The organism is Mycobacterium sp. ITM-2016-00317 (assembly GCF_002968295.1).
Taxonomy (GTDB): Bacteria; Actinomycetota; Actinomycetes; order Mycobacteriales; family Mycobacteriaceae; genus Mycobacterium.
Genome location: NZ_CP134399.1, coordinates 3,957,184 through 3,978,560, shown reverse-complemented (window position 1 = coordinate 3,978,560; position 21,377 = coordinate 3,957,184). Strand labels below are relative to the sequence as shown.

At 68.0% G+C, this 21,377-nt stretch carries 13 protein-coding genes, 1 tRNA gene and 1 pseudogene; 11 read left to right on the top strand and 4 right to left on the bottom strand.

The window, feature by feature from the left end; genetic code table 11:
- Nucleotides 1–307 precede the first annotated feature (307 nt).
- The 6 genes from C6A87_RS18890 to C6A87_RS18870 all read left to right on the top strand — a co-directional run bounded on the left by C6A87_RS18890 (nt 308) and on the right by C6A87_RS18870 (nt 14,061).
- Entirely contained in the window at nt 308–1,051 is a 744-nt protein-coding gene (locus C6A87_RS18890; protein WP_311117990.1) for a MerR family transcriptional regulator, read from the top strand.
- A gap of 14 nt (nt 1,052–1,065) precedes the next feature.
- On the top strand, nt 1,066–1,545 hold the full coding sequence (locus C6A87_RS29210) for a glycoside hydrolase domain-containing protein (RefSeq protein ID WP_396836898.1): 480 nt from the start codon (nt 1,066–1,068) through the stop codon (nt 1,543–1,545).
- A 569-nt stretch (nt 1,546–2,114) separates the two neighbouring features.
- Entirely contained in the window at nt 2,115–11,306 is a 9,192-nt protein-coding gene (locus C6A87_RS18885) for a polyketide synthase (RefSeq protein ID WP_311117989.1), read from the top strand.
- A gap of 22 nt (nt 11,307–11,328) precedes the next feature.
- Entirely contained in the window at nt 11,329–11,721 is a 393-nt protein-coding gene (locus C6A87_RS18880; protein ID WP_197420393.1) for a holo-ACP synthase, read from the top strand.
- Between the two features lie 145 nt (nt 11,722–11,866).
- Nucleotides 11,867–12,685, top strand: coding sequence for a formate/nitrite transporter family protein (locus C6A87_RS18875; RefSeq protein WP_311113681.1), 819 nt, complete (start codon nt 11,867–11,869; stop codon nt 12,683–12,685).
- 26 nt (nt 12,686–12,711) lie between these two features.
- On the top strand, nt 12,712–14,061 hold the full coding sequence (locus C6A87_RS18870; RefSeq protein ID WP_311113680.1) for a dipeptidase: 1,350 nt from the start codon (nt 12,712–12,714) through the stop codon (nt 14,059–14,061).
- On the opposite strand, the gene bcp is transcribed toward C6A87_RS18870, so the two are convergent.
- Nucleotides 14,038–14,511, bottom strand: coding sequence for a thioredoxin-dependent thiol peroxidase (gene bcp / locus C6A87_RS18865; protein WP_311113679.1), 474 nt, complete (start codon nt 14,509–14,511; stop codon nt 14,038–14,040). The two genes, C6A87_RS18870 and bcp, sit on opposite strands and share 24 nt — an antisense overlap.
- 142 nt (nt 14,512–14,653) lie before the next feature.
- Here bcp and C6A87_RS18860 point away from each other — a divergent pair, with 142 nt between their 5' ends.
- Both C6A87_RS18860 and C6A87_RS18855 read left to right on the top strand, forming a co-directional pair.
- A complete protein-coding gene (locus tag C6A87_RS18860) occupies nt 14,654–14,875 on the top strand; it encodes a DUF3618 domain-containing protein (protein ID WP_311117988.1) in 222 nt (73 codons plus the stop codon).
- A gap of 530 nt (nt 14,876–15,405) precedes the next feature.
- Complete coding sequence (locus tag C6A87_RS18855; RefSeq protein ID WP_311113678.1) at nt 15,406–15,777, top strand: hypothetical protein; 372 nt, start codon at nt 15,406–15,408, stop codon at nt 15,775–15,777.
- A 133-nt stretch (nt 15,778–15,910) separates the two neighbouring features.
- On the opposite strand, the gene C6A87_RS18850 is transcribed toward C6A87_RS18855, so the two are convergent.
- Nucleotides 15,911–15,983, bottom strand: a tRNA-Lys gene (locus C6A87_RS18850).
- A gap of 159 nt (nt 15,984–16,142) precedes the next feature.
- Here C6A87_RS18850 and C6A87_RS18845 point away from each other — a divergent pair.
- Together C6A87_RS18845 and C6A87_RS18840 are read left to right on the top strand one after the other, a co-directional pair.
- Nucleotides 16,143–17,364: pseudogene (locus C6A87_RS18845) on the top strand (Ig-like domain-containing protein).
- A 177-nt stretch (nt 17,365–17,541) separates the two neighbouring features.
- Nucleotides 17,542–18,960 carry an amidase family protein gene (locus tag C6A87_RS18840; protein WP_311113677.1) on the top strand — a complete coding sequence of 473 codons (1,419 nt, stop codon included), beginning with the start codon at nt 17,542–17,544 and terminating at the stop codon, nt 18,958–18,960.
- On the opposite strand, the gene C6A87_RS18835 is transcribed toward C6A87_RS18840, so the two are convergent.
- Together C6A87_RS18835 and C6A87_RS18830 are read right to left on the bottom strand one after the other, a co-directional pair.
- Nucleotides 18,915–19,517 carry a helix-turn-helix transcriptional regulator gene (locus C6A87_RS18835; RefSeq protein WP_311113676.1) on the bottom strand — a complete coding sequence of 201 codons (603 nt, stop codon included), beginning with the start codon at nt 19,515–19,517 and terminating at the stop codon, nt 18,915–18,917. The genes C6A87_RS18840 and C6A87_RS18835 overlap by 46 nt on opposite strands.
- 52 nt (nt 19,518–19,569) lie before the next feature.
- Entirely contained in the window at nt 19,570–20,400 is an 831-nt protein-coding gene (locus C6A87_RS18830) for a GntR family transcriptional regulator (RefSeq protein WP_311113675.1), read from the bottom strand.
- Between C6A87_RS18830 and C6A87_RS18825 the strand changes: the two genes are divergently transcribed.
- A complete protein-coding gene (locus C6A87_RS18825; protein ID WP_311113674.1) occupies nt 20,383–21,360 on the top strand; it encodes an inositol monophosphatase family protein in 978 nt (325 codons plus the stop codon). The genes C6A87_RS18830 and C6A87_RS18825 overlap by 18 nt on opposite strands.
- Nucleotides 21,361–21,377 lie beyond the last annotated feature (17 nt).

Here is a 21,377-nt window from a genome sequence, read left to right as displayed (position 1 = left end):
GAATCGCATTTGTCTTAATGTCTGCTCCGTTCGGCAGACCCTGCCATCCTCTCGCACCCGCCGCCGCCACGCTAACCGGCATGCGGCGCGGCGACCGCCGGTGCTGGGATCGGAGTTGGCTGAAATTGCAAACACTTGCACGGAAATTTCACACTGTGCACTATTTCCGCAGATAGTGGCGCTGTGACCGATGACAGCAGGCTTGGGGCGTCTGAGAAGATTCATTCGCTCGCGAGGGCGCTTCTGTGGTTACAGTGGTGCTATGCGGCGGGGACTAGCCCGCTGCACCGATGGGGGGCCGTTGAGCGTGACTGAGTACCGGTTGGAGGACCTGGCCCAGGAGTCCGGCATCAGTGCCCGGAACATTCGTGCCTACCGGGAGCGGGGTCTGCTCGATCCACCGCGGCGGGTCGGACGATCCGCGTTGTACGACGACTATCACCTGTCGCAGCTCAACACCATCAGCCAGCTGCTGCGCAAGGGCTACAACTCGGCGCACATCGCCGAGTTCTTCGCCAGCATGCGCCAGGGCACGGATCTCGCAGACATCCTCGGTCTGCAACAGGCGGTGCTGGGTGAGCCGAATGCGGAACCGCAGCCGGCCAACCCGGGCGCCGTGGCGATCGACGCCGGTAGCGACGAGGCCCGCAAGCTGGCTGCCTACGGACTGGCCGAGGTCGAGGGTGGCGAGGTCGTGATGGTCGACGGGGTGACCGCAGAAATCCTGGCGCGTTCCCTGGACCCCGGTCTCTGTGTACGGGCACTGCTGCGGTTCGTCGAATCCACCGAGGACTCGGTCGAGCTGCTGGCCGCAGCGTTTGCCTCCAGCCTGGAGGAGTTCTACCGGGAGCGGGTCGGCGCCGACTATCTTCCCCGCCCACACGAGGTGGACGAGATCCGCCAGGCGCTGCAGGACTACCGGCTGCTGGGGGAGAAGGTGATGCTGACCCGCTTCGACCAGGCCGCCCGGCGCCACATGGTCGCCTCGGCTTCGCAGTACACCACCGGGATCATGCTCAGCGGCGCCTGGGAGCCCGGCCGCCCCGACTGAGCCGCATCGCGGCTGTGATTCTCACGACAGCCGCCCTGCGGGATCCTCGATGCTCGGAAAAACCGCGATCCGGCTACCTGGCGAGTCGGCGAGCAACAGGCACACCCGACGTGGCTGGCAATTACCCGTCGCCGCCGGTCAGCCCGTCGGCGGCCCCGGTTTACGCGTCTTTCGACGACGATCGGACCTTCGATCAGGACCAGCGCCAAGTGGCGCCGTACCCGCAGGCATTGGGTCGGGTGCCGGGGCATCGGCGGCTCGGTGGGTGCGCCAACTCCAACGCCATCGAGTGGGCAACCCACGACGGGCTCGGATCCTGTTTCTGGCAACGCAATTGGGGCTCGCCCGATTGCAGCGTCCACGCGGCGGCCCGCTCACGCCAGGTGGAGATCGACACGCGCACGATGGCCGGACTGGCCGTGGTCGTCAGCGCACATCGTCGAGCCGCGCCACGCGAAGTGGGACTGACCCGTCACCGACTTACCCGTCAGTAAGGTAATTCAGCAAACTTGTATCCTCGGAACGAAAAACCGACCGCACAGTTTCGGCGATCTTGTCGTCTCTGCGTACTCGCGGGCGATGCCGGGTGCGCACGAGAATTTTCAGATAACGATTTGGTAACAATACTGCTTTGAACTGCGCTTCTACCCTACTCAGGCGTAACCACCCGCATGCAGGACGTTTGTCACGGATAACTTCGGGGCGGTTCCGGGCCCACGTTATGTAGCCCACTGTTACCGGTGCGTAGAACTCGCCAGTAACCATTCGGCGCGAGAAACTGGGCCAGTCTCTTATGACACTCTTAGTACGGCTGAAGTGTTCGACTGCGGCTGCTCACGCATGTCGCTGAGCGCAGCGGACACCGGCCGGATTCGACGCCGAATCGCAGTGGCCGCACAGGCAGTGCCGACCACCCACGACGAGCCCACCAGCCCGAGACGACCGTGACCACGCGATCGCAGCGCGATTGAAGCACCTGAGGAGAACACAAGACGTGACGATCAACGACCAGCACCGTGCCGCCGCCGGCTCCGACAGCCGGACAGACCAGGACTTCGAACCCTTGTCGGGTACGCACGCACTCGTCGATCGGCTGCACGCCGGCGAGCCCTATGCCGTCGCGTTCGGCGGTCAGGGCGGTCCGTGGTTGGAGAACCTCGAAGAACTCGTCAACTCCGCCGGCATCGAGTCCGAGATCAGCCAGTTGGTCGCCGAAGCCGAACTGATGCTCGAGCCCCTGGCGCGCGAGCTGGTCGTGGTCCGCCCGATCGGCTTCGAGCCGATGAAGTGGATCCGCGCCCTGGCCGCCGACGAGCCGCTGCCCGCCGCCAAGGACCTCACCACGGCCGCGATCTCGGGGCCCGGCATCCTGCTCACCCAGATGGCCGCCCAGCGCGCGCTCAAGCGTCAGGGCCTCGATCTCGACGCCCACCCGCCGGTGGCCATCGCCGGCCACTCCCAGGGCGTCACCGCCGTGGAGTCGCTCAAGGCCGGAGGCGCCCGCGACGTCGAACTGCTCGCCATCGGTCAGCTGATCGGTGCCGCGGGCTCGCTGGTGTCCCGGCGCTGCGGCATGGTCGGCCGCGGCGACCGCTCGCCGATGGTCTCGGTCCTCAACGTCGACCCGGCCCGGATGGCCGAGCTGCTCGACGAGTTCGCCCAGGACGTGCGTACGGTGCTGCCGCCGGCGCTGTCCATCCGCAACGGCAGGCGTTCGGTGGTCATCACCGGCACCCCCGAGCAGCTCGCCCGTTTCGAGCTGTACTGCGAGAAGATCACCGAGAAGGAAGAGGCCGAGCGCAAGAACAAGACGCGCGGCGGGGCGATCTTCCGCCCGATCTTCAACCAGCTCAACGTCGAGGTCGGCTTCCACACCCCGCGACTGGCGAGCGGCGTCGACCTCGTCAACGAGTGGGCGGCGCGCACCGGCCTGGACCGTGAACTCACCCGCGAGCTCACCGAGACCATCTTCGTCAAGCCCGTCGACTGGGTCAGCGAGGTCGAGGGCCTGGCCGCGGCCGGCGCCAAGTGGATCGTCGACCTGGGACCCAGCGACACCGTGACGCGGCTGACCGCGCCGGTGATCCGCGGCCTCGGCATCGGCATCGTCGCGGCCGCCACCCGGGCCGGCCAGCGCAGCCTGTTCACCGTCGGCGCGGAGCCGGCCGTCGCCCCCGCCTGGTCGAGCTACGCGCCGAAGCCCGTCGCGCTGCCCGACGGTTCGGTCAAGGCGTCGACCAAGTTCACCCGGCTCACCGGCCGGTCACCGATCCTGCTGGCCGGCATGACGCCGACCACCGTGGACGCCAAGATCGTCGCCGCGGCGGCCAACGCCGGCCACTGGGCCGAGCTGGCCGGCGGCGGACAGGTCACCGAGGAGATCTTCGACGCCCGCGTCGCCGAGCTGACCCAGCTGCTGGAGCCGGGCCGTGCGGTGCAGTTCAACTCGCTGTTCCTCGACCCGTACCTGTGGAAGCTGCAGCTGGGCGGCAAGCGGCTGGTGCAGAAAGCGCGCCAGTCAGGCGCGCCGATCGACGGCGTCGTGGTCACCGCGGGCATCCCGGACCTCGAAGAGGCCGTCGATCTGATCGAAGAGCTCCACACCGTCGGCATCAGCAACGTCGTCTTCAAGCCCGGCACGGTCGACCAGATCAAGTCGGTCATCAAGATCGCGGCGGAGGTACCCGGCAGGGACGTCATCGTCCACGTCGAGGGCGGCCGCGCCGGTGGTCACCACTCGTGGGAGGACCTCGACGATCTGCTGCTGAGCACCTACGGCGACCTGCGCAAGCACTCGAACATCACGATCTGCGTCGGTGGCGGGATCGGGACCCCCGAGCGTGCCGCTGAGTACCTGTCCGGTGAGTGGGCCAAGACCTACGGGTTCCCGGCGATGCCGGTGGACGGCATCCTGGTCGGCACCGCGGCGATGGCCACACTGGAGGCCACCACCTCCCCGGCGGTCAAGCAGCTGCTGGTCGACACCACCGGCACCGACACCTGGGTCGGCGCGGGCAAGGCCATCAACGGCATGGCCTCCGGGCGTAGCCAGCTCGGCGCCGACATCCACGAGATCGACAACACCGCATCCCGGTGCGGTCGCCTGCTCGACGAGGTGGCCGGCGACGCCGACGCCGTCGCCGAGCGCCGCGACGAGATCATCGAGGCGATGGCCGACACCGCCAAGCCGTACTTCGGCGACGTGGCCGACATGACCTACCTGCAGTGGCTGCAGCGCTACGTCGAACTGGCGATCGGCGACGGCGACAGCACCGCCGACACCGCCGGACCGGGCAGCCTGTGGCTGGCCGACACCTGGCGCGAGCGCTTCGAGGAGATGCTCAACCGCGCCGAGGCCCGACTGCACGAGAAGGACTCCGGGCCCATCGAGTCGCTCTTCGCGGCAGGCCCCGAAGGCGAAGCGCTGCTGGACGATCCGGACACCGCGATCGCCGCGCTGCTGGCCCGCTACCCGGACGCCGAGACGGTGAAGCTGCATCCCGCCGACGTGCCGTTCTTCGTGACCCTGTGCAAGAAGCCCGGCAAGCCGGTCAACTTCGTGCCGGTGATCGACAAGGACGTGCGGCGCTGGTGGCGCAGCGACTCGCTGTGGCAGGCCCACGACGCGCGCTACACCGCCGACCAGGTCTGCATCATCCCCGGCACCCAGGCCGTCGCGGGCATCACCCGCGTCGACGAGCCGGTGGGCGAGCTGCTCGACCGCTTCGAGAAGGAGATCGTCGACCGCATCCTGGCTTCGGGTGCCGAGCCCGTCCCGGTGGTGTCGCGCAGGCAGGCCCGCGCCGACGTCGCCGGCCCGCTGGCCGTGGTGCTCGACTCGCCTGACGTGCTGTGGGCCGGGCGGACCGCCGTCAACCCGGTGCACCGGATCGGGGCGCCGGGCGAATGGCAGGTCAACGACGTGCCGGGCAAGCCCAGCGCGACGCACCCGAACACCGGCGCACGGCTGGAGCTGGCCGGCGACGGAAGCGTCACGCTGAGCGTGCCGCTGTCCGACATCTGGATCGACATCCGCTTCACGCTGCCCGCGACCACCGTCGACGGCGGCGCGCCGATCGTCACCGTCGAGGACGCTTCCACGGCGATGCGTGCCGTGCTGGCCATCGCCGCCGGTGTCGAGGGTCCGGAATCGCTTCCGCCCGTGCATGACAACACCGCGACCGTCTCGGTCGAGTGGGATCCGGAGAAGGTCGCCGACCACACCGGTGTCACCGCCACCTTCGGCGCGCCGCTGGCACCCGGCCTGACGCTGGTGCCCGACGCGCTCGTCGGCCTGTGCTGGCCCGCGGTGTTCGCCGCGGTCGGTTCGGCGCTGACCGACGACGGGTTCCCGGTCGTCGAGGGCCTGCTGAGCCTGGTGCACCTCGACCACGCCGCCCACCTGCTCGCCGCGATGCCCACGACGAAGTCCGAATTGACCGTCCGCGCAACCGCTTCGGCCGCCGTCGACACCGAGGTCGGCCGGGTCGTCCCGGTGGACGTGACGATCGCCGACTCCGACGGCACCGTGCTGGCCACCCTCGGCGAGCGGTTCGCGATCCGCGGCCGCACCGGTGCGGCCGAGCTCACCGACCCGCCGCGCGCGGGCGGTGCGATCACCGACAACGCGACCGACACGCCCCGGCGTCGGCGGCGCGACGTCGTGGTCAACGCGCCCGTCGACATGAGCGCGTTCGCAGTGGTCTCCGGTGACCACAACCCGATCCACACCGACCGTGCCGCCGCACTGCTGGCCGGGCTGAAAACGCCCATCGTGCACGGCATGTGGCTGTCGGCCGCAGCGCAGCACGCGGTCACCGCGACCGACGGCCGCGCCACGCCGCCGGCCCGGCTGGTCGGCTGGACGTCCCGTTTCCTCGGGATGGTGCTGCCCGGCGACGAGATCGAATTCCGGGTCGACCGCGTCGGCATCGACCGCGGCGCCGAGATCGTCGAGGTGGCCGCCAAGGTCGGTGGCGAGCTGGTGATGTCGGCAACGGCGCAGCTGGCCGCGCCGAAGACCGTCTACGCCTTCCCCGGCCAGGGCATCCAGTCCAAGGGCATGGGCATGGACGTGCGTGCCCGCTCCAAGGCCGCCCGCGCGGTCTGGGACACCGCCGACAAGTTCACCCGCGAGACCCTGGGCTTCTCGGTGCTGCACGTGGTGCGGGACAACCCGACCAGCCTGATCGCGTCCGGCGTGCACTACCACCACCCCGAAGGCGTGCTGTACCTGACGCAGTTCACCCAGGTCGCGATGGCCACGGTGGCCGCCGCCCAGGTCGCCGAGATGCGCGAGCAGGGTGCGTTCGTCGAAGGTGCGATCGCGTGCGGTCACTCGGTCGGCGAGTACACCGCGCTGGCCTGCGTGTCCGGCGTCTACGAGCTGCCCGCGCTGCTGGAGGTGGTGTTCCACCGCGGCTCCAAGATGCACGACATCGTGCCGCGCGACGCCCAGGGCCGGTCCAACTACCGCCTCGCGGCGATCCGGCCCTCGCAGATCGACCTCGACGATGCCGACGTCAAGGACTTCATCGCCGAGATCTCCGAACGCACAGGTGAATTCCTGGAGATCGTGAACTTCAACCTGCGCGGTTCGCAGTACGCGATCGCCGGCACGGTCGCCGGTCTGGAGGCGCTGGAGGCCGAGGTCGAGAAGCGTCGCGAGATCTCCGGCGGCAAGCGCTCGTTCATCCTGGTGCCCGGCATCGACGTACCGTTCCACTCGAGCGTGCTGCGGGTCGGCGTCGCCGACTTCCGGCGGGCGCTGGAGCGGGTCATGCCCGACCCCAACGACCCCGAGCTGCTCGTCGGGCGCTACATCCCGAACCTGGTGCCCCGGCCGTTCACCCTGGATCGCGACTTCGTCCAGGAGATCCGGGACCTGGTGCCGGCAGAGCCGCTCGACGAGATCCTCGCCGACTACGACACGTGGCGCAACGAGCGGCCGAACGAGTTGTGCCGCAAGCTCGTCATCGAGCTGCTGGCCTGGCAGTTCGCCAGCCCGGTGCGCTGGATCGAGACCCAGGACCTGCTGTTCATCGAGGAGGCCGCGGGCGGTCTCGGGGTGGAGCGCTTCGTCGAGATCGGTGTGAAGAACGCGCCGACGGTCGCCGGTCTGGCCGCCAACACGCTGAAGCTGCCGGAGTACTCGCACAACACCACCGAGGTGCTCAACGCCGAGCGCGACGCCGCAGTGCTGTTCGCGACCGACACCGATCCCGAACCCGACCTCGAGGAGTCCGCCGGTGACCCGGCGCCGGCCGCGGATTCCGCACCGGTAGAAGCGGTTCCGGCCGCGCCTGCTGCTCCGGCCGCCGCGCCCAGCGGTGGACCCCGCCCGGACGACATCACGTTCGACGCCTCCGACGCGACGATGGCGCTGATCGCGCTGTCGGCAAAGATCCGCATCGACCAGATCGAGCCGTTGGACTCGATCGAGTCGATCACCGACGGTGCGTCCTCGCGGCGTAACCAGATGCTGGTCGACCTGGGTTCCGAGCTGAACCTGGGCGCGATCGACGGCGCCGCGGAGGCCGATCTGGCCGGGCTGAAGGCACAGGTCACCAAGCTGGCCCGCACCTACAAGCCGTTCGGTCCGGTCCTGTCGGACGCGATCAACGATCAGGTGCGCACGGTCTTCGGGCCGTCCGGGAAGCGGCCGGCCTACATCGGCGAGCGGGTCAAGAAGACCTGGGAGCTCGGTGAGGGCTGGGTCAAGCACGTCACCGTCGAGGTCGCCCTCGGCACCCGTGAGGGCTCCAGTGTCCGTGGCGGAGCACTGGGCGGACTGCACGACGGCGCGCTGGCCGACGCCGCCGCGGTGGACAAGGCGATCGATGCCGCGGTGAGCGCTGTCGCAGCCCGCAGGGGCGTGGCGGTGTCGCTGCCGTCGGCAGCCGGCGCCGCGGGCGGGGTCGTGGACTCCGCCGCACTCGGCGAATTCGCCGAGCAGGTCACCGGACCCGACGGCGTGCTCGCCTCGGCGGCCCGCACCATCCTGGACCAGTTGGGTCTCGGCGCGCCGTTCGTCACCCCCGACTCCTCGGCCGACGCCGAGCTGATCGATCTGGTCACTGCCGAACTCGGTTCGGACTGGCCGCGTCTGGTGGCTCCGGTGTTCGACGGCCGCAAGGCCGTGCTGCTCGACGACCGGTGGGCCAGCGCCCGTGAGGACCTGGTCCGGATCTGGCTGATGGACGAAGGGGACATCGAAGCCGACTGGGCCCGCCTGTCGGAGCGGTTCGAGGGCACCGGCCATGTGGTCGGCACCCAGGCCACCTACTGGCAGGGCAAGGCACTGGCCGCAGGCCGCAATGTGCACGCCTCGCTCTACGCCCGCGCCGCTGCGGGGGCGGAGAACCCCGCCACCGGTCGTTACCACAACGAAGTCGCCGTGGTCACCGGTGCGTCCAAGGGCTCGATCGCCGCGTCGGTCGTCGCGCAGCTGCTCGACGGCGGGGCCACCGTGGTGGCCACCACGTCCAAGCTCGACGACGCCCGGCTGGCGTTCTACCGTCAGCTCTACCGCGACAATGCCCGGTTCGGTGCGAAGCTGTGGGTGCTGCCGGCGAACATGGCCTCCTACAACGACATCGACGCGCTCGTCGAGTGGGTCGGCACCGAACAGACCGAGAGCCTCGGGCCCAAGTCGATCCACCTCAAGGACGCGCTGACCCCGACGCTGCTGTTCCCGTTCGCCGCACCGCGGGTCGGGGGAGACCTCTCCGACGCGGGCTCGCGTTCCGAGATGGAGATGAAGGTGCTGCTGTGGGCCGTGCAACGGCTCATCGGCGGGCTGTCGCACATCAGCTCCGACCGGGACATCGCGGCCCGGCTGCACGTGGTGCTGCCGGGATCCCCGAACCGCGGGATGTTCGGCGGCGACGGCGCCTACGGCGAGTCCAAGGCCGCGCTGGACGCGGTCGTGGCCCGCTGGAAGGCCGAAACCTCATGGGCGCAGCGCGTCAGCCTCGCGCACGCGCTGATCGGCTGGACCCGCGGGACCGGACTGATGGGTCACAACGACGTCATCGTCGACGCGGTCGAGGAAGCGGGCGTGACCACCTACTCCACCGAGCAGATGGCGAGCATGCTGCTCGATCTGTGCGACGTGGAGACCAAGGTGGCCGCCGCCCGCGAACCCGTGCAGGCGGACCTGACCGGCGGACTGGCCGAAGCGGAGCTGGATCTGTCCGCGCTGGCCACCAAGGCCCGTGAGGATGCGACGTCCGCCCCGGCCGACGAGGACGAGGACGACGAGGCCGCCGATCACCTGATCGCCGCGCTGCCGTCACCCCCACGGCCCGCGGTCACCGCGCCCGCGCCGGAGTGGGCCGACCTCGACATCGACCCGGCCGACATGGTCGTCATCGTCGGTGGCGCCGAGCTGGGCCCGTACGGGTCGTCGCGCACGCGCTACGAGATGGAGGTCGACAACGAGCTCTCGGCCGCGGGCGTACTGGAGCTGGCGTGGACCACCGGCCTGATCAAGTGGGAGGACGATCCCCGACCGGGTTGGTACGACAGCGAGTCCGGTGAGCTCATCGACGAGTCGGAGATCGTGGAGCGCTACCACGACGAGGTCGTGAGCCGTTGCGGCATCCGCGAGTTTGTCGACGACGGCGCGATCGACCCCGATCACGCGTCGCCGCTGCTGGTCAGTGTCTTCCTGGACAAGGACTTCCGGTTCGTGGTGTCCAGCGAGGCCGACGCGCGGGCGTTCGTCGAGTTCGATCCCGAGCACACCGCGGCCCGGCCGATCCCGGATTCGGGCGACTGGGAGGTGATCCGCAAGGCGGGCACCGAGATCCGCGTTCCGCGCAAGACCAAGCTCTCGCGGACCGTCGGCGCCCAGATTCCGACCGGCTTCGACCCGACCGTGTGGGGCATCAGCCCCGACATGGCGACGTCGATCGACCGGGTGGCGCTGTGGAACATCGTCGCCACGGTGGACGCGTTCCTGTCCTCGGGCTTCACCCCCACCGAGCTGCTGCGCTGGGTGCACCCGAGTCAGGTGGCCTCCACGCAGGGCACCGGCATGGGCGGCATGACCTCGATGCAGACCATGTACCACGGAAACCTGCTGGGGCGGAGCAAGCCGAACGACATCCTGCAGGAAGTCCTGCCGAATGTGGTTGCCGCACACGTGATGCAGTCCTACGTCGGCGGCTACGGCGCGATGGTGCACCCGGTCGCCGCGTGCGCCACGGTCGCGGTGTCGGTCGAGGAGGGCGTCGACAAGATCCGGTTGGGCAAGGCCGAATTCGTGGTCGCAGGCGGCTTCGACGACCTGACCCTGGAAGCGATCATCGGCTTCGGTGACATGGCGGCCACCGCCGACACCGAGACGATGCGGGCCAAGGGCATCAGCGACTCGCGGTTCTCCCGTGCCAACGACCGGCGCCGCCTCGGCTTCCTGGAAGCTCAGGGTGGCGGCACGATCCTGCTGGCCAACGGTGCGCTGGCGCTTCAGATGGGCCTGCCGGTGCTGGCTGTGGTCGGCTACGCGCAGAGCTTCGCCGACGGTGTGCACACCTCGATCCCGGCACCAGGCCTCGGTGGCCTCGGCGCCGGCCGCGGTGGCCCGGAGTCGCAGCTGGCCCGTTCGCTGGCCAAGCTGGGTGTGGGTGCCGACGACATCGCTGTGGTGTCCAAGCACGACACGTCGACGCTGGCCAACGATCCCAACGAGACCGAGCTGCACGAGCGGCTGGCCGACGCGTTGGGCCGTGCCCCGGGCAACCCGTTGTTCGTGGTGAGCCAGAAGTCCCTGACCGGTCACAGCAAGGGCGGTGCCGCGGCATTCCAGTTGATGGGCCTGTGCCAGATTCTGCGCGACGGGGTCATCCCGCCGAACCGCAGCCTGGACTGTGTCGATGACGAGCTGGCGACCTCGGCGCACTTCGTGTGGCCGCGCGAGACGCTGCGGCTGGGCGAGAAGTACCCGCTGAAGGCGGGTCTGGTCACCAGTCTCGGGTTCGGTCACGTGTCCGGTCTGATCGCCCTGGTGCATCCGCAGGCGTTCCTGGCCGCACTGGCCCCCGAGCAGCGGGCGGCCTACACCGCCCAGGCTCAGGAGCGGGCACTGGCCGGACAGCGCAGGCTGGCCTCGGCGATCGCGGGCGGCCCGCCGATGTTCGAGCGGCCTGCCGACCGGCGTTTCGACGGTGACCACTCGGAGAAGGCTCAGGAGGCGGCGATGTTGCTGGATCCGGCGTCCCGGCTCGGCGAGAACGGCGTGTACCGGCGTTGACCCGTGAGATAGGTTGCTGCGCGTGGCCATCGTCGGGATAGGCATCGATCTCGTCTCCATCCCGGAGTTCGCCGAGCAGGTGGACCGGCCCGGGACGGTGTTCGCGGAGACGTTCACCCCGGGCGAGCGGCGCGACGCCGCCGACAAGAGTTCGTCGGCGGCGCGCCACCTCGCCGCGAGGTGGGCGGCCAAGGAGGCGGTGATCAAGGCCTGGTCCGGGTCGCGGTTCGCCAAGCGGCCGGTGCTGCCCGAGGCGATCCACCGCGACATCGAGGTCATCACGGACATGTGGGGCCGCCCCCGGGTGCGCCTGTCCGGGGCGGTCGCGGAGCACCTCAAAGAGGTGACGATCCATCTGTCGCTGACGCACGAGGCCGACACCGCCGCGGCGGTCGCCGTCCTCGAGGAGCGCTAGGCACCCCACCCTTTCCCGGCGAGTGTGCGTGTCTGCGGCCGCCGCGCCGTTCAACGGCCGGAGTTCGTGCACGCTCGCGGGGTGGGCGGGCCGGGTTCGGGGTATCCGGGCGGATCATCGTCCGTACCCCGAAAGGACCGATCCGTTGCCCGAGGCGAGCCAGCGTGAACTGGGGGAGTCCGACAGTCCCATCGAGGATGCGCTGGAGTTCGCGTTCCGGCGGATGGTCGACGAGGGAACCCAACGGCTGCATCGCAGCTGGCGGGAGGTGCTGGTCACCGGGTTCTTCGGCGGCACCGACATCGCGGTGGGAGTGCTGGCCTACCTTTTGGTCCTGCAGACCACCCATCAGCCGCTGCTGGCGGGTCTGGCGTTCTCCGTCGGATTCCTCGCGTTGCTACTCGGCCGCAGCGAGCTGTTCACCGAGGGGTTCCTGATCCCGGTCACCACGGTGGCGGCGAAACGGGCGGGCGTCGGGCAGTTGGCCAAGCTGTGGAGCGGCACGCTGATCGCGAACCTGGCCGGCGGGTGGGTTCTGATGTGGCTGATCATGACGTCGCTGCCCCGCTTGCACGACCAGACCATCGAGTCGGCGGCGCACTACGCGACCGCGCCGATGTCGGCGGAGACGATCGCGCTGTCGCTGCTGGGCGGGATGGTCATCACGCTGATGACCCGCATGCAGCACGGCACCGATGCGATGGTCGGCAAGATCGCCGCCGCGGTCGCGGGCGCCTTCCTGCTGGCCGGCGGGCAGCTGTTCCACTCGATCCTGGACTCGTTGCTGATCTTCGGTGCGCTCATGACCGGCCGCACCCCCTTCGGGTATCTCGACTGGCTGGGGTGGTTCGGCTACACGGTCGTCGGAAACATCGTCGGAGGTCTGCTGCTGGTGACCCTGTTGCGGCTGCTGCGCAGCAAGGACCGCCTGCAGGAGGAGCGCCGCGACGCCGAGACGGACTGAGCGCGCGAAGGGTTAACCTCGACTGCATGAGTGATCTCGTCCAGCGTGTCCGCGACGTGCTGCCGTCGGTCCGTGCCGATCTTGAAGAGCTGGTGCGCATCCCGTCGGTCTGGGCCGACCCCGCCCGGCGGCCCGAGGTGCACCGTTCCGCCGAAGCGGTGTCGAAGTTGTTGTCGGAGGCCGGGTTCGGTGATGTGCAGATCGTGGCCGAGGGCGGTGCGCCTGCGGTGATCGCCCGGCACCCGGCGCCCGAAGGCGCGCCCACGGTGCTGCTCTACGCTCATCACGACGTGCAGCCCGAGGGTGATCCGGAGCAGTGGGACAGCGCGCCGTTCCAGCCGACCGAACGCGACGGCCGCCTCTACGGGCGCGGCACCGCCGACGACAAGGCCGGTATTGCAACGCATCTGGCGGCGTTCCGGGCTCACGGAGGCAATCCGCCGGTCGGGGTCACGGTCTTCGTCGAGGGGGAGGAGGAGTCGGGCTCGCCGTCTCTGTCCCGCCTGCTCGCCGCGCACCGCGACGCGCTGGCCGCCGACGTCATCGTCATCGCCGACTCCGACAACTGGAGCACCGAGATCCCGTCGCTGACGGTCTCGCTGCGCGGTCTCGCCGACTGTGTGGTGGAGGTGGCCACCCTGGACCACGGTCTGCACTCGGGGATGTGGGGCGGTGTGGTCCCCGACGCGCTGACGGTGCTGGTGCGTCTGCTGGCCGGCCTGCACGACGACGACGGAAACGTCGCGGTCGAAGGGCTGCACGAGGCAGAGGCGGCCGACGTCGACTACTCCCCGGAGCGGGTGCGCGCCGACACCGGGATGCTGGACGGGGTGCGCGAGATCGGTTCCGGTTCGGTGGCGCAACGGCTGTGGGCCAAGCCGGCGATCACCGTCATCGGCATCGACACCACACCGATCGCGCAGGCCTCCAACACCCTGATCCCGCGGGCGCGGGCGAAGGTCAGCATGCGGGTCGCACCGGGCGGGGATGCCGCCGAGCATCTCGCGGCGCTGACCCGGCACCTGGAGTCCCACGCCCCGTGGGGTGCCCGAGTCACTGTGACGCCGGGCGATGTGGGCGAGCCCTACGCGATCGACGCCCGGGGTCCGGTCTACGACGCGGCGCGCAGCGCATTCCGGGACGCGTGGGGGCACGACGCCGTGGACACCGGGGTCGGCGGTTCCATCCCGTTCATCGCGGAGTTCGCCTCGGCGTTCCCGGACGCCAAGATCCTCGTCACCGGCGTGGAGGATCCGGACACCCAGGCGCACAGCGTCAACGAGAGCCTGCACCTGGGTGTTCTGGAACGCGCCGCCACCGCGGAGGCGTTGCTGCTCGACCGCCTCGGCGCGTCAGACGGACAGGTCGCGCCGTAGTTTCGCGACGTGCCCGGTGGCGCGGATGTTGTACTGCGCCACCGCGATCCTGCCGTCCTCGTCGACGATGAACGTCGACCGGATGACACCCTGCACCGTCTTGCCGTACATCTTCTTCTCCCCGTAGGCGCCCCACGCTTCGAGGACCTCGCGGTCGGGGTCGGACAGCAGCGGGAACGTGAGGCCTTCGGCATCGCGGAACTTGGCGAGCTTGGCCGGTTTGTCGGGGGAGATGCCGAGGACGTCGAGACCGGCCTCGTTGAGTTCGGCCAGGTTGTCGCGGAAGTCGCAGGCCTCTTTGGTGCAGCCCGGTGTCGACGCGGCGGGGTAGAAGTAGACGATCACCTTGCGCCCCTTGTAGTCGGCGAGGCTGACGGGGTTGCCGTCGGCGTCGGGGAGGGTGAACGCGGGCGCTTCGTCGCCGACTTCGAATCTGGGCGTTTGCGGCATGGTGGTGTCGTCCCTTCGAGCGGTCGGGCATCGTGCTGTGGTTCCATCGACCGGGCGCTCGTACGCGCGCCGGCTCAACTAGGGTAGATCGGCAGAAACTGATCGTCGGGGTACGGCCGGCGCTGTGGCAACGGAGGCAGAAGTGGCGGACCGGGATCCGGACACCATCAAGGCTGATATCGATCAGGCGCGCGAGCAGTTGGCGGTCACCGTCGACTCACTGGCCGCCAGGGCGAATCCCAGCCGCATCGCCGACGATCTGAAGAGCAGCGTTCTTCGGTTCGTCACGCAGCCGCAGGTGATCGCCTCGCTGGCCGGGATCGGCGTCGTGATCGTCATCGTGGCGATCCGCCGCAGGCGGTAACCACCTGAACCGGGCCGGATCAGCGCCGACGGCCTGCCCGGAACCATTCGGAGAACGAGAAGCCGGGCGGGTTGGCCACCCGGCCGATGCGGCTGCAGTTGTGCACTGAGGCCGGCCTTTGTGCTGCGCTACCCCGGGCCGAGTCCTCGCCATCGGCACCGGTAACGACCGGTTCACCTGGCCCTGACATCAGCAAATTCCTCATTTCCGGTGCGGAAGATCGAAGTGGCCCTCAAGGGCCGATTCCAGCTAACTGGAACACTAACACTCCGGCGACTCTTTGCCCAGCGCAGAGGCTATGAATTTGCGGCTGTCGCAAGGAGTCGTTACTGATATGCCCTGATCTGTCGCGGCCGGGTCGTCACTGCGACGTGACAACTAGCACATGGCTTAGTGCGGATAGCCCGAACACATCAAAATTATCGCACTCGTAAAATGGCTTGTCCTGCGAATCCCGCTACCGGGGGTGGTCGGTGGGCTGCCGTCCTCTACGCTGACGCTGACTTGAGGACGAGCGAAGGAGACGCGGTATGTCGTGGTTTCTGGCCCTGCAAGGCCCAGACCAGCCGAGCCATCAAACATCGGTCTACGAGCTGCAGGACTCCACCGATGTGGAGAAGCTCGCCCAGGAACTGGCCAGCGCCGTGACGCTGGACCGGGTGGTGCCGATCCCGGCGATGCTGCCGCAGAACACCCGGAAACGACAGAAGGTCACGCTGTACGTGCGGCCGGCGGCCTGGGGGATGTGGACGTTCTACGAGCTGTCCGAAGAGGACCGCCGCCAGTTGATGAAGGACAACCCGCTGATTCAGGCGATCGCGCAGCATCAGCGTGAGCACGGCGGGCAGCCGGGCCAGGTGAACCCCCTGCTGGGCAACCTCGGCGCGGGCCCGCGCGGCTGACGGAGCGGTTGTGGGGTCGGGCGGTGCGCCGCCCGACCCTTTCGTCCGTTCGCGGGCAGACCGGTCAAGACGAACTCCACACGAACGACTCCACAACGAACAAAGCCCCGCCGAGGCGGGGCTTTGTCGTAAGTGCGCCGTCAGGGTTTCGAACCCCGGACCCGCTGATTAAGAGTCAGCTGCTCTACCAACTGAGCTAACGGCGCGCGTGTGAGACAATAACAGGCCTGTGGCGCTGGACGGAAATCCCCACGTCATCAAGGTTTTCATGCGCGACATCGCCGTCGGGCTCGGATGTCGGAACTGCCCGTAGAATTGGCGAAAGCAATTTGCGAGCGAAATCATGAGGCGAGGTGGGGCGGTTTATGTGGCAGGTCAACACGGCGACCCGGACGCGGCGACGGCGGTCATGGCTGACCGCTGCTGTGCTGGTTCCGGCGATCGTGCTGGGCCTCAGCGGGTGCAGCGGAAGCGCGGAAACACCCCAGGCGGAGCAGATAACAGACAAGGGCACACCCTTCGGTGATCTGCTGATCCCGAAGCTGACGGCATCGGTCCAGGACGGCGCCGTCGGCGTCAGCGTCGACTCCCCGGTGACGGTCAGTGCGGAGGACGGCGTGCTCGGTTCGGTGACGATGGTCAACGAGAACGGCAAGACCGTCGAGGGCAAGTTGTCCGAGGACGGGCTGACGTGGGAGACCGCGGAGCCGCTGGGCTATAACAAGAGCTACACGATCAACGCGCAGTCGCTTGGTCTCGGCGGCGTCACCAGCCGGGAGATGACGTTCGAGACGCACTCGCCGGAGAACCTGACGATGCCGTACGTCATGCCCAACGACGGCGAGGTCGTCGGTATCGGACAACCGGTGGCCATCCGGTTCGACGAGAACATCCCGAACCGCCTCGCGGCCCAGCGCGCGATCACCGTCAAGACCGATCCGCCGGTCGAAGGCGCGTTCTACTGGCTGAGCAACCGTGAGGTCCGCTGGCGGCCGGCCGAGTACTGGAAGCCGGGGACGACCGTCGATGTCGAGGTGAACGCCTATGGGGTGGATCTGGGCGACGGCCTGTTCGGTCAGGACAACGTCAAGACGAGCTTCAAGATCGGCGACGAGGTCATCACCACGGTCGACGACAGCACCAAGACGCTGACGGTGCGGCGCAACGGCGAGGTCGTCAAGAGCATGCCGGTGTCGATGGGGAAGAACAGCACCCCGACCAACAACGGTGTGTACATCGTCGGCGACCGCCTGGCCGCACATGGTGATGGACTCGTCGACCTACGGGGTGGCAGTCAACTCGCCCAACGGGTATCGCACCGAGGTCGACTGGGCCACCCAGATCTCCTACAGCGGCATCTACGTCCACGCCGCGCCGTGGTCGGTGGGCAGCCAGGGCAGCAGCAACGTCAGCCACGGCTGCATCAACGTCAGCACGAGCAACGGCAAGTGGTTCCACGACAACTCCAAGCGCGGCGACATCGTGGAGATCGTCAACACGGTGGGTACGACACTGCCGGGCACCGACGGACTGGGCGACTGGAACATTCCGTGGGAGCAGTGGAAGGCGGGCAACGCCAACGTCTGACCGGTCTTCCTGACCACGCCTCGACGCCGTCCTGAAGCATTTCAGGGCGGCGTCGATGCGTTGTGGCGGTGCTACGCACCACTGACCCCACCCGGTTCTCCGCTTCGCAGCGAGCAACACCGCATCTACGTAATTCTTCGGATGTGATGGCGTCGCAGGCTTTCTTACGTTGTACCGGTGAACGACGCCGATCTGTGTTGGATGCCCGCAACCGAACTCGCCGCTGCAGTGCGGACCGGTTCGATCACCCCGACGGAGATCGCCGGCGTGTTCGCCGACCGCATCGAGACGATCAACCCAGATCTCAACGCGTACATCCACTTCGACCGCGAACAGGTCTTGGCCGACGCCGACACCCTGCAGGAGGAAGCGGCACGGGGCATGAGTGCGGGACCATTGCACGGCGTTCCGTTCTCCATCAAGGGGCTGACCACGATGGCCGGTCTGCCCTTGGACAGCTCCCTCAAGCCGCGGGCTGGAACGATGGGATCCCACGACGCCACTGTGGTGACGCGGTTGAAAGAAGCCGGCGGCCTCTTCCTGGGCAAGACCAACGCACCTGAGTTCGGCTACTACGGCGGAACCGACAGCCATCTCTACGGCCCCACCCACAACCCGTGGAGACGGGGCCACACCGCCGGCGGTTCGAGCGGTGGGGCCGCCGCAGCAGTGGCGTCAGGTCTGGGGCCGTTGGCGGAGGGCGCGGACGGAGCAGGCTCTGTTCGAATTCCGTCGGCGATGTGCGGGGTGGTCGGGTTCAAGCCCTCTTTGGGCCGCATCCCACACACGCTTCTCGACGGGCGCCACTACACCCATGTCTTCCATGGGCCGATTACCCGGACCGTGGCAGATGCGGCCTTGATGTTCTCGGTCATGTCCGGACCCGCGGACTCCGACCCGAACAGCGTGCCGGACGACGGCGTCGACTACGCGTCGAGCATCGAGGGCGACGTCGCCGGCTGGCGGGTCGCATGGTCACCCGACCTGGGCCTCGGGTACGTAGACCCCGAAGTGGTGTCGGTGTGCTCGGAGGCGGTGCGTGCTTTCGAAGCTCTCGGCGCCGTGGTCGAGGAGGCCACGCCCGATTGGGGCAACCCGGAGGAAGCCATGTGGAAGGGGCTGTGGGTACCCGGTTACTCATGCGAGTACGACGTGCTCGACTGGAAGTCTCAGCGCGGCGAGGTCGACGATCAACTCATCGAGATCTTCGCGCAGGCCGAGACGCTCACCGCGGTCGAGATCGGCCGGGCGGAGGCGTTCCGCGGCAGGATGTGGGACACCTTCAGCGCATTCATGCGGACGTACGACATTCTGGTGAGCCCCACTTTGGCCACGCCCACCTTTCCGCTCGATCGCTTCGCTCCGGAATGGTTGGACGGCCAATCGCTGCAACGCCAACTCCTTGGCTGGTTGCTCACCTACCCCTTCAACATGACGACGACGCCGGCGATCACCGTTCCGGCCGGGTTCACCCGTGACGGCCGTCCTGTCGGGTTACAGATCGCGGGTCGGCACCGCGCCGACGCTGCGGTCTTGCGCGCCGCGGCCAACTACGAGGCTTCGCGGCCCTGGTCGGAGGTCAAGCCGGCGCTGTAATGCGGAGCCGACGAGCGGCGGTCCTGCAGACAGCAGTCCATGGCGACCCTGGCGGCTTGAACGCGGTTGCGAACTCCGAGCTTCCGGAAGATCGACTCGACCTGAGTCGTGACCGTTCGAACCGACACCGAATCCCGCTCGGAGATCTCGGCATTGGTGTAACCAGCGGCGATCGCGCACAGAATGTCGTCCTCCCTGGGCGTCAACCCGAGCTGAGATCGGCGGCCGACCGACGCGGCGACGGCCGCCGCGTGCGGTATCAGCATGTCCAGTACGGCGACCGCAGGCAGCGGGAGCGGTGTGGAGACGAAGGTGAGGTGCAGGGCGCCCACGTGCCGGCCGCGCGGAGTCAGCAGCGATCTGGTGACCTGGTCGCGCAGGCCCTCGTGGTGGCCACTACGTGCGACGACCACGATTCGACGATTCGAGTCGAGCGCGGTCAGCATGCCTGCGACGGCGACACCGGCAGCGTGCAGCAGTTCCAGTAAGGCCGCACCACGGTGCTCCGGAACCGGGGACATGAGACCGGTCGCCATCTCGTTCAACTGGTCTGTCATCGAAAGCGCGTTCACCGCAATCACAGTGGCGGTAGACCATTTCTGGTCCTGCTCAGCTCCGGTAACGAGCTGGTTTCGATCCGATGCCCGCAGCCGGTTGCACAAAGCTGGGTCCGGTATCCGTTGACGGCGACGACTGTGACCGCACGTGCAACCGCGTCCGGTCGGCTCGGAAGAGGTCAACGGAGTACTCCAGGGCGCGGCCATACTGGTCGTAGCCGACGCGCCTCAGCTTGAGCACGGGGGTGCCTGCCGGGAGGCCGAGCAGTACGCCTTCGGACTGTGAGATAGCGGCCATTTCGATCGACTCGTCCGCAGCGCAGATCTGCACGCCGAACTGTGACCCCAGAGTGCGGTAGATCGACTTCATCTCCGTGCTGAGGACGTCAGCCACCTCGGTGCGCAGGAACATCCGTTCGAGGGAGAGAGTGTCGCCGTCGGCATGGCGAAGCCTCAGTAACGAGACCACGAATTCGTCGCTCGACAACTGCAGCGCCTCACGCACCCGAGACGGGGCAGGCGCCAAGCCCGAACGGATGACCGTCGTGCCGTCGCGAAAGCCCTGCTCGTGCAGAATCTCCGGGATTCCCTTCACCGTGTTGAGGCTGCGCAGCACGCCCCGTCCGCTGCAGAACGGCCGAGCTGTCTGCGATGCGGCGTCCTGTAGTTGCACCTTGGTCAGGTAGGACCCTCCCGAACGCCCCCTGACCCGGCGAATCGTTCCGTCGTTCTCGAGTAGTTCCAGCGCCTTCCGGACCGTGGTGCGCGAGGTCTGTAGGCGGTCGGCCAGCGCACGCTCAGTGGGCATCCTGGACGCACCCAGTTCCGTGAGTTCCTCCGCTAGCCGCCTCAATGCTGCATTCGCGTGCTCAAGCGCAAGCATGACGTGCTCCTTGTCGGCTGCACCCCGTGGTGTAGGACGACAACGCTAACCGGGCCGGTTCGGCGTTGCATCTTTTCGCACGCTGCCCACCGGCCGCCTCGAGTCGACCGTTACATGGAGTTAACGCCAGCATTTACGAACCAGAAATGGTCTACTCCGACGCTGTTATTCATGAGCACAGGACGCGCGGAGCGCATCGGGTTGAGCATGCGGCTCGCCGATGTAGCGGGTCGGATCTCGCGCGAACACTTCGAGAAGCGCAACCTGCAGGTGCAGACCAAGGCAGACGGCACGCCGGTCACCGACGCCGACCGAGGGATCGAGCGATTGCTCCGTGACGCGGTCGGAGCCGAGTTCGCAGACGATGGCTTCACCGGCGAGGAGTACCCGGAGACTCACGGCAGCAGCGGGTTCCGCTGGATCGTGGACCCCATCGACGGCACCAAATCGTTCGTACGGGGGATTCCGCTGTATGCGAATCTGATTGCCTTGCAGGAAGACGGAGAGATCGTGTTCGGCCTCATCAACCTGCCCAGTGCGCAGACCACTGTTCACGCCGAATTGGGAAAGGGCTGCTGGAGCAACGGCGTGCAGGTGCGGGTGTCCGACCGCAACGATCTCGATGGTGCCTACGTGATGGCGACGTGGCTCGAGGACTGGGATCTCCAGGTCATCGACGATCTGCACGCCTGCGGGGCGGTACTGCGCACGTGGGGGGATGCGTTCGGCTACGCGATGGTGGCCTGCGGCCGCGTCGACGCCGTGGTCGACTACACCGCGCAACCCTTCGACCTGGCGCCGATGTCGGTCATCATCGAGGAGGCGGGCGGCCGGTTCACCAGTCTCGACGGCCGCAGGACCTTCGACGCGCTGAACGGAATGGCGAGCAACGGGCTCATTCACGACGAGCTGCTCGAACACGTATCCCCGAAGACCGCATCCACCACGGATGCCCAGTGAGCCATCTAGCGCAAAGG

Excerpts from the sequence above, each read along its gene's own strand:
- C6A87_RS18870 (WP_311113680.1), top strand. The coding sequence starts at position 12,712 with ATGAGTGATCTCGTCCAGCGTGTCCGCGACGTGCTGCCGTCGGTCCGT.
- C6A87_RS18835 (WP_311113676.1), bottom strand. The coding sequence starts at position 19,517 with ATGACAGACCAGTTGAACGAGATGGCGACCGGTCTCATGTCCCCGGTT.
- C6A87_RS18855 (WP_311113678.1), top strand. The coding sequence starts at position 15,406 with ATGTCGTGGTTTCTGGCCCTGCAAGGCCCAGACCAGCCGAGCCATCAA.
- C6A87_RS18830 (WP_311113675.1), bottom strand. The coding sequence starts at position 20,400 with ATGCTTGCGCTTGAGCACGCGAATGCAGCATTGAGGCGGCTAGCGGAG.
- bcp (WP_311113679.1), bottom strand. The coding sequence starts at position 14,511 with ATGCCGCAAACGCCCAGATTCGAAGTCGGCGACGAAGCGCCCGCGTTC.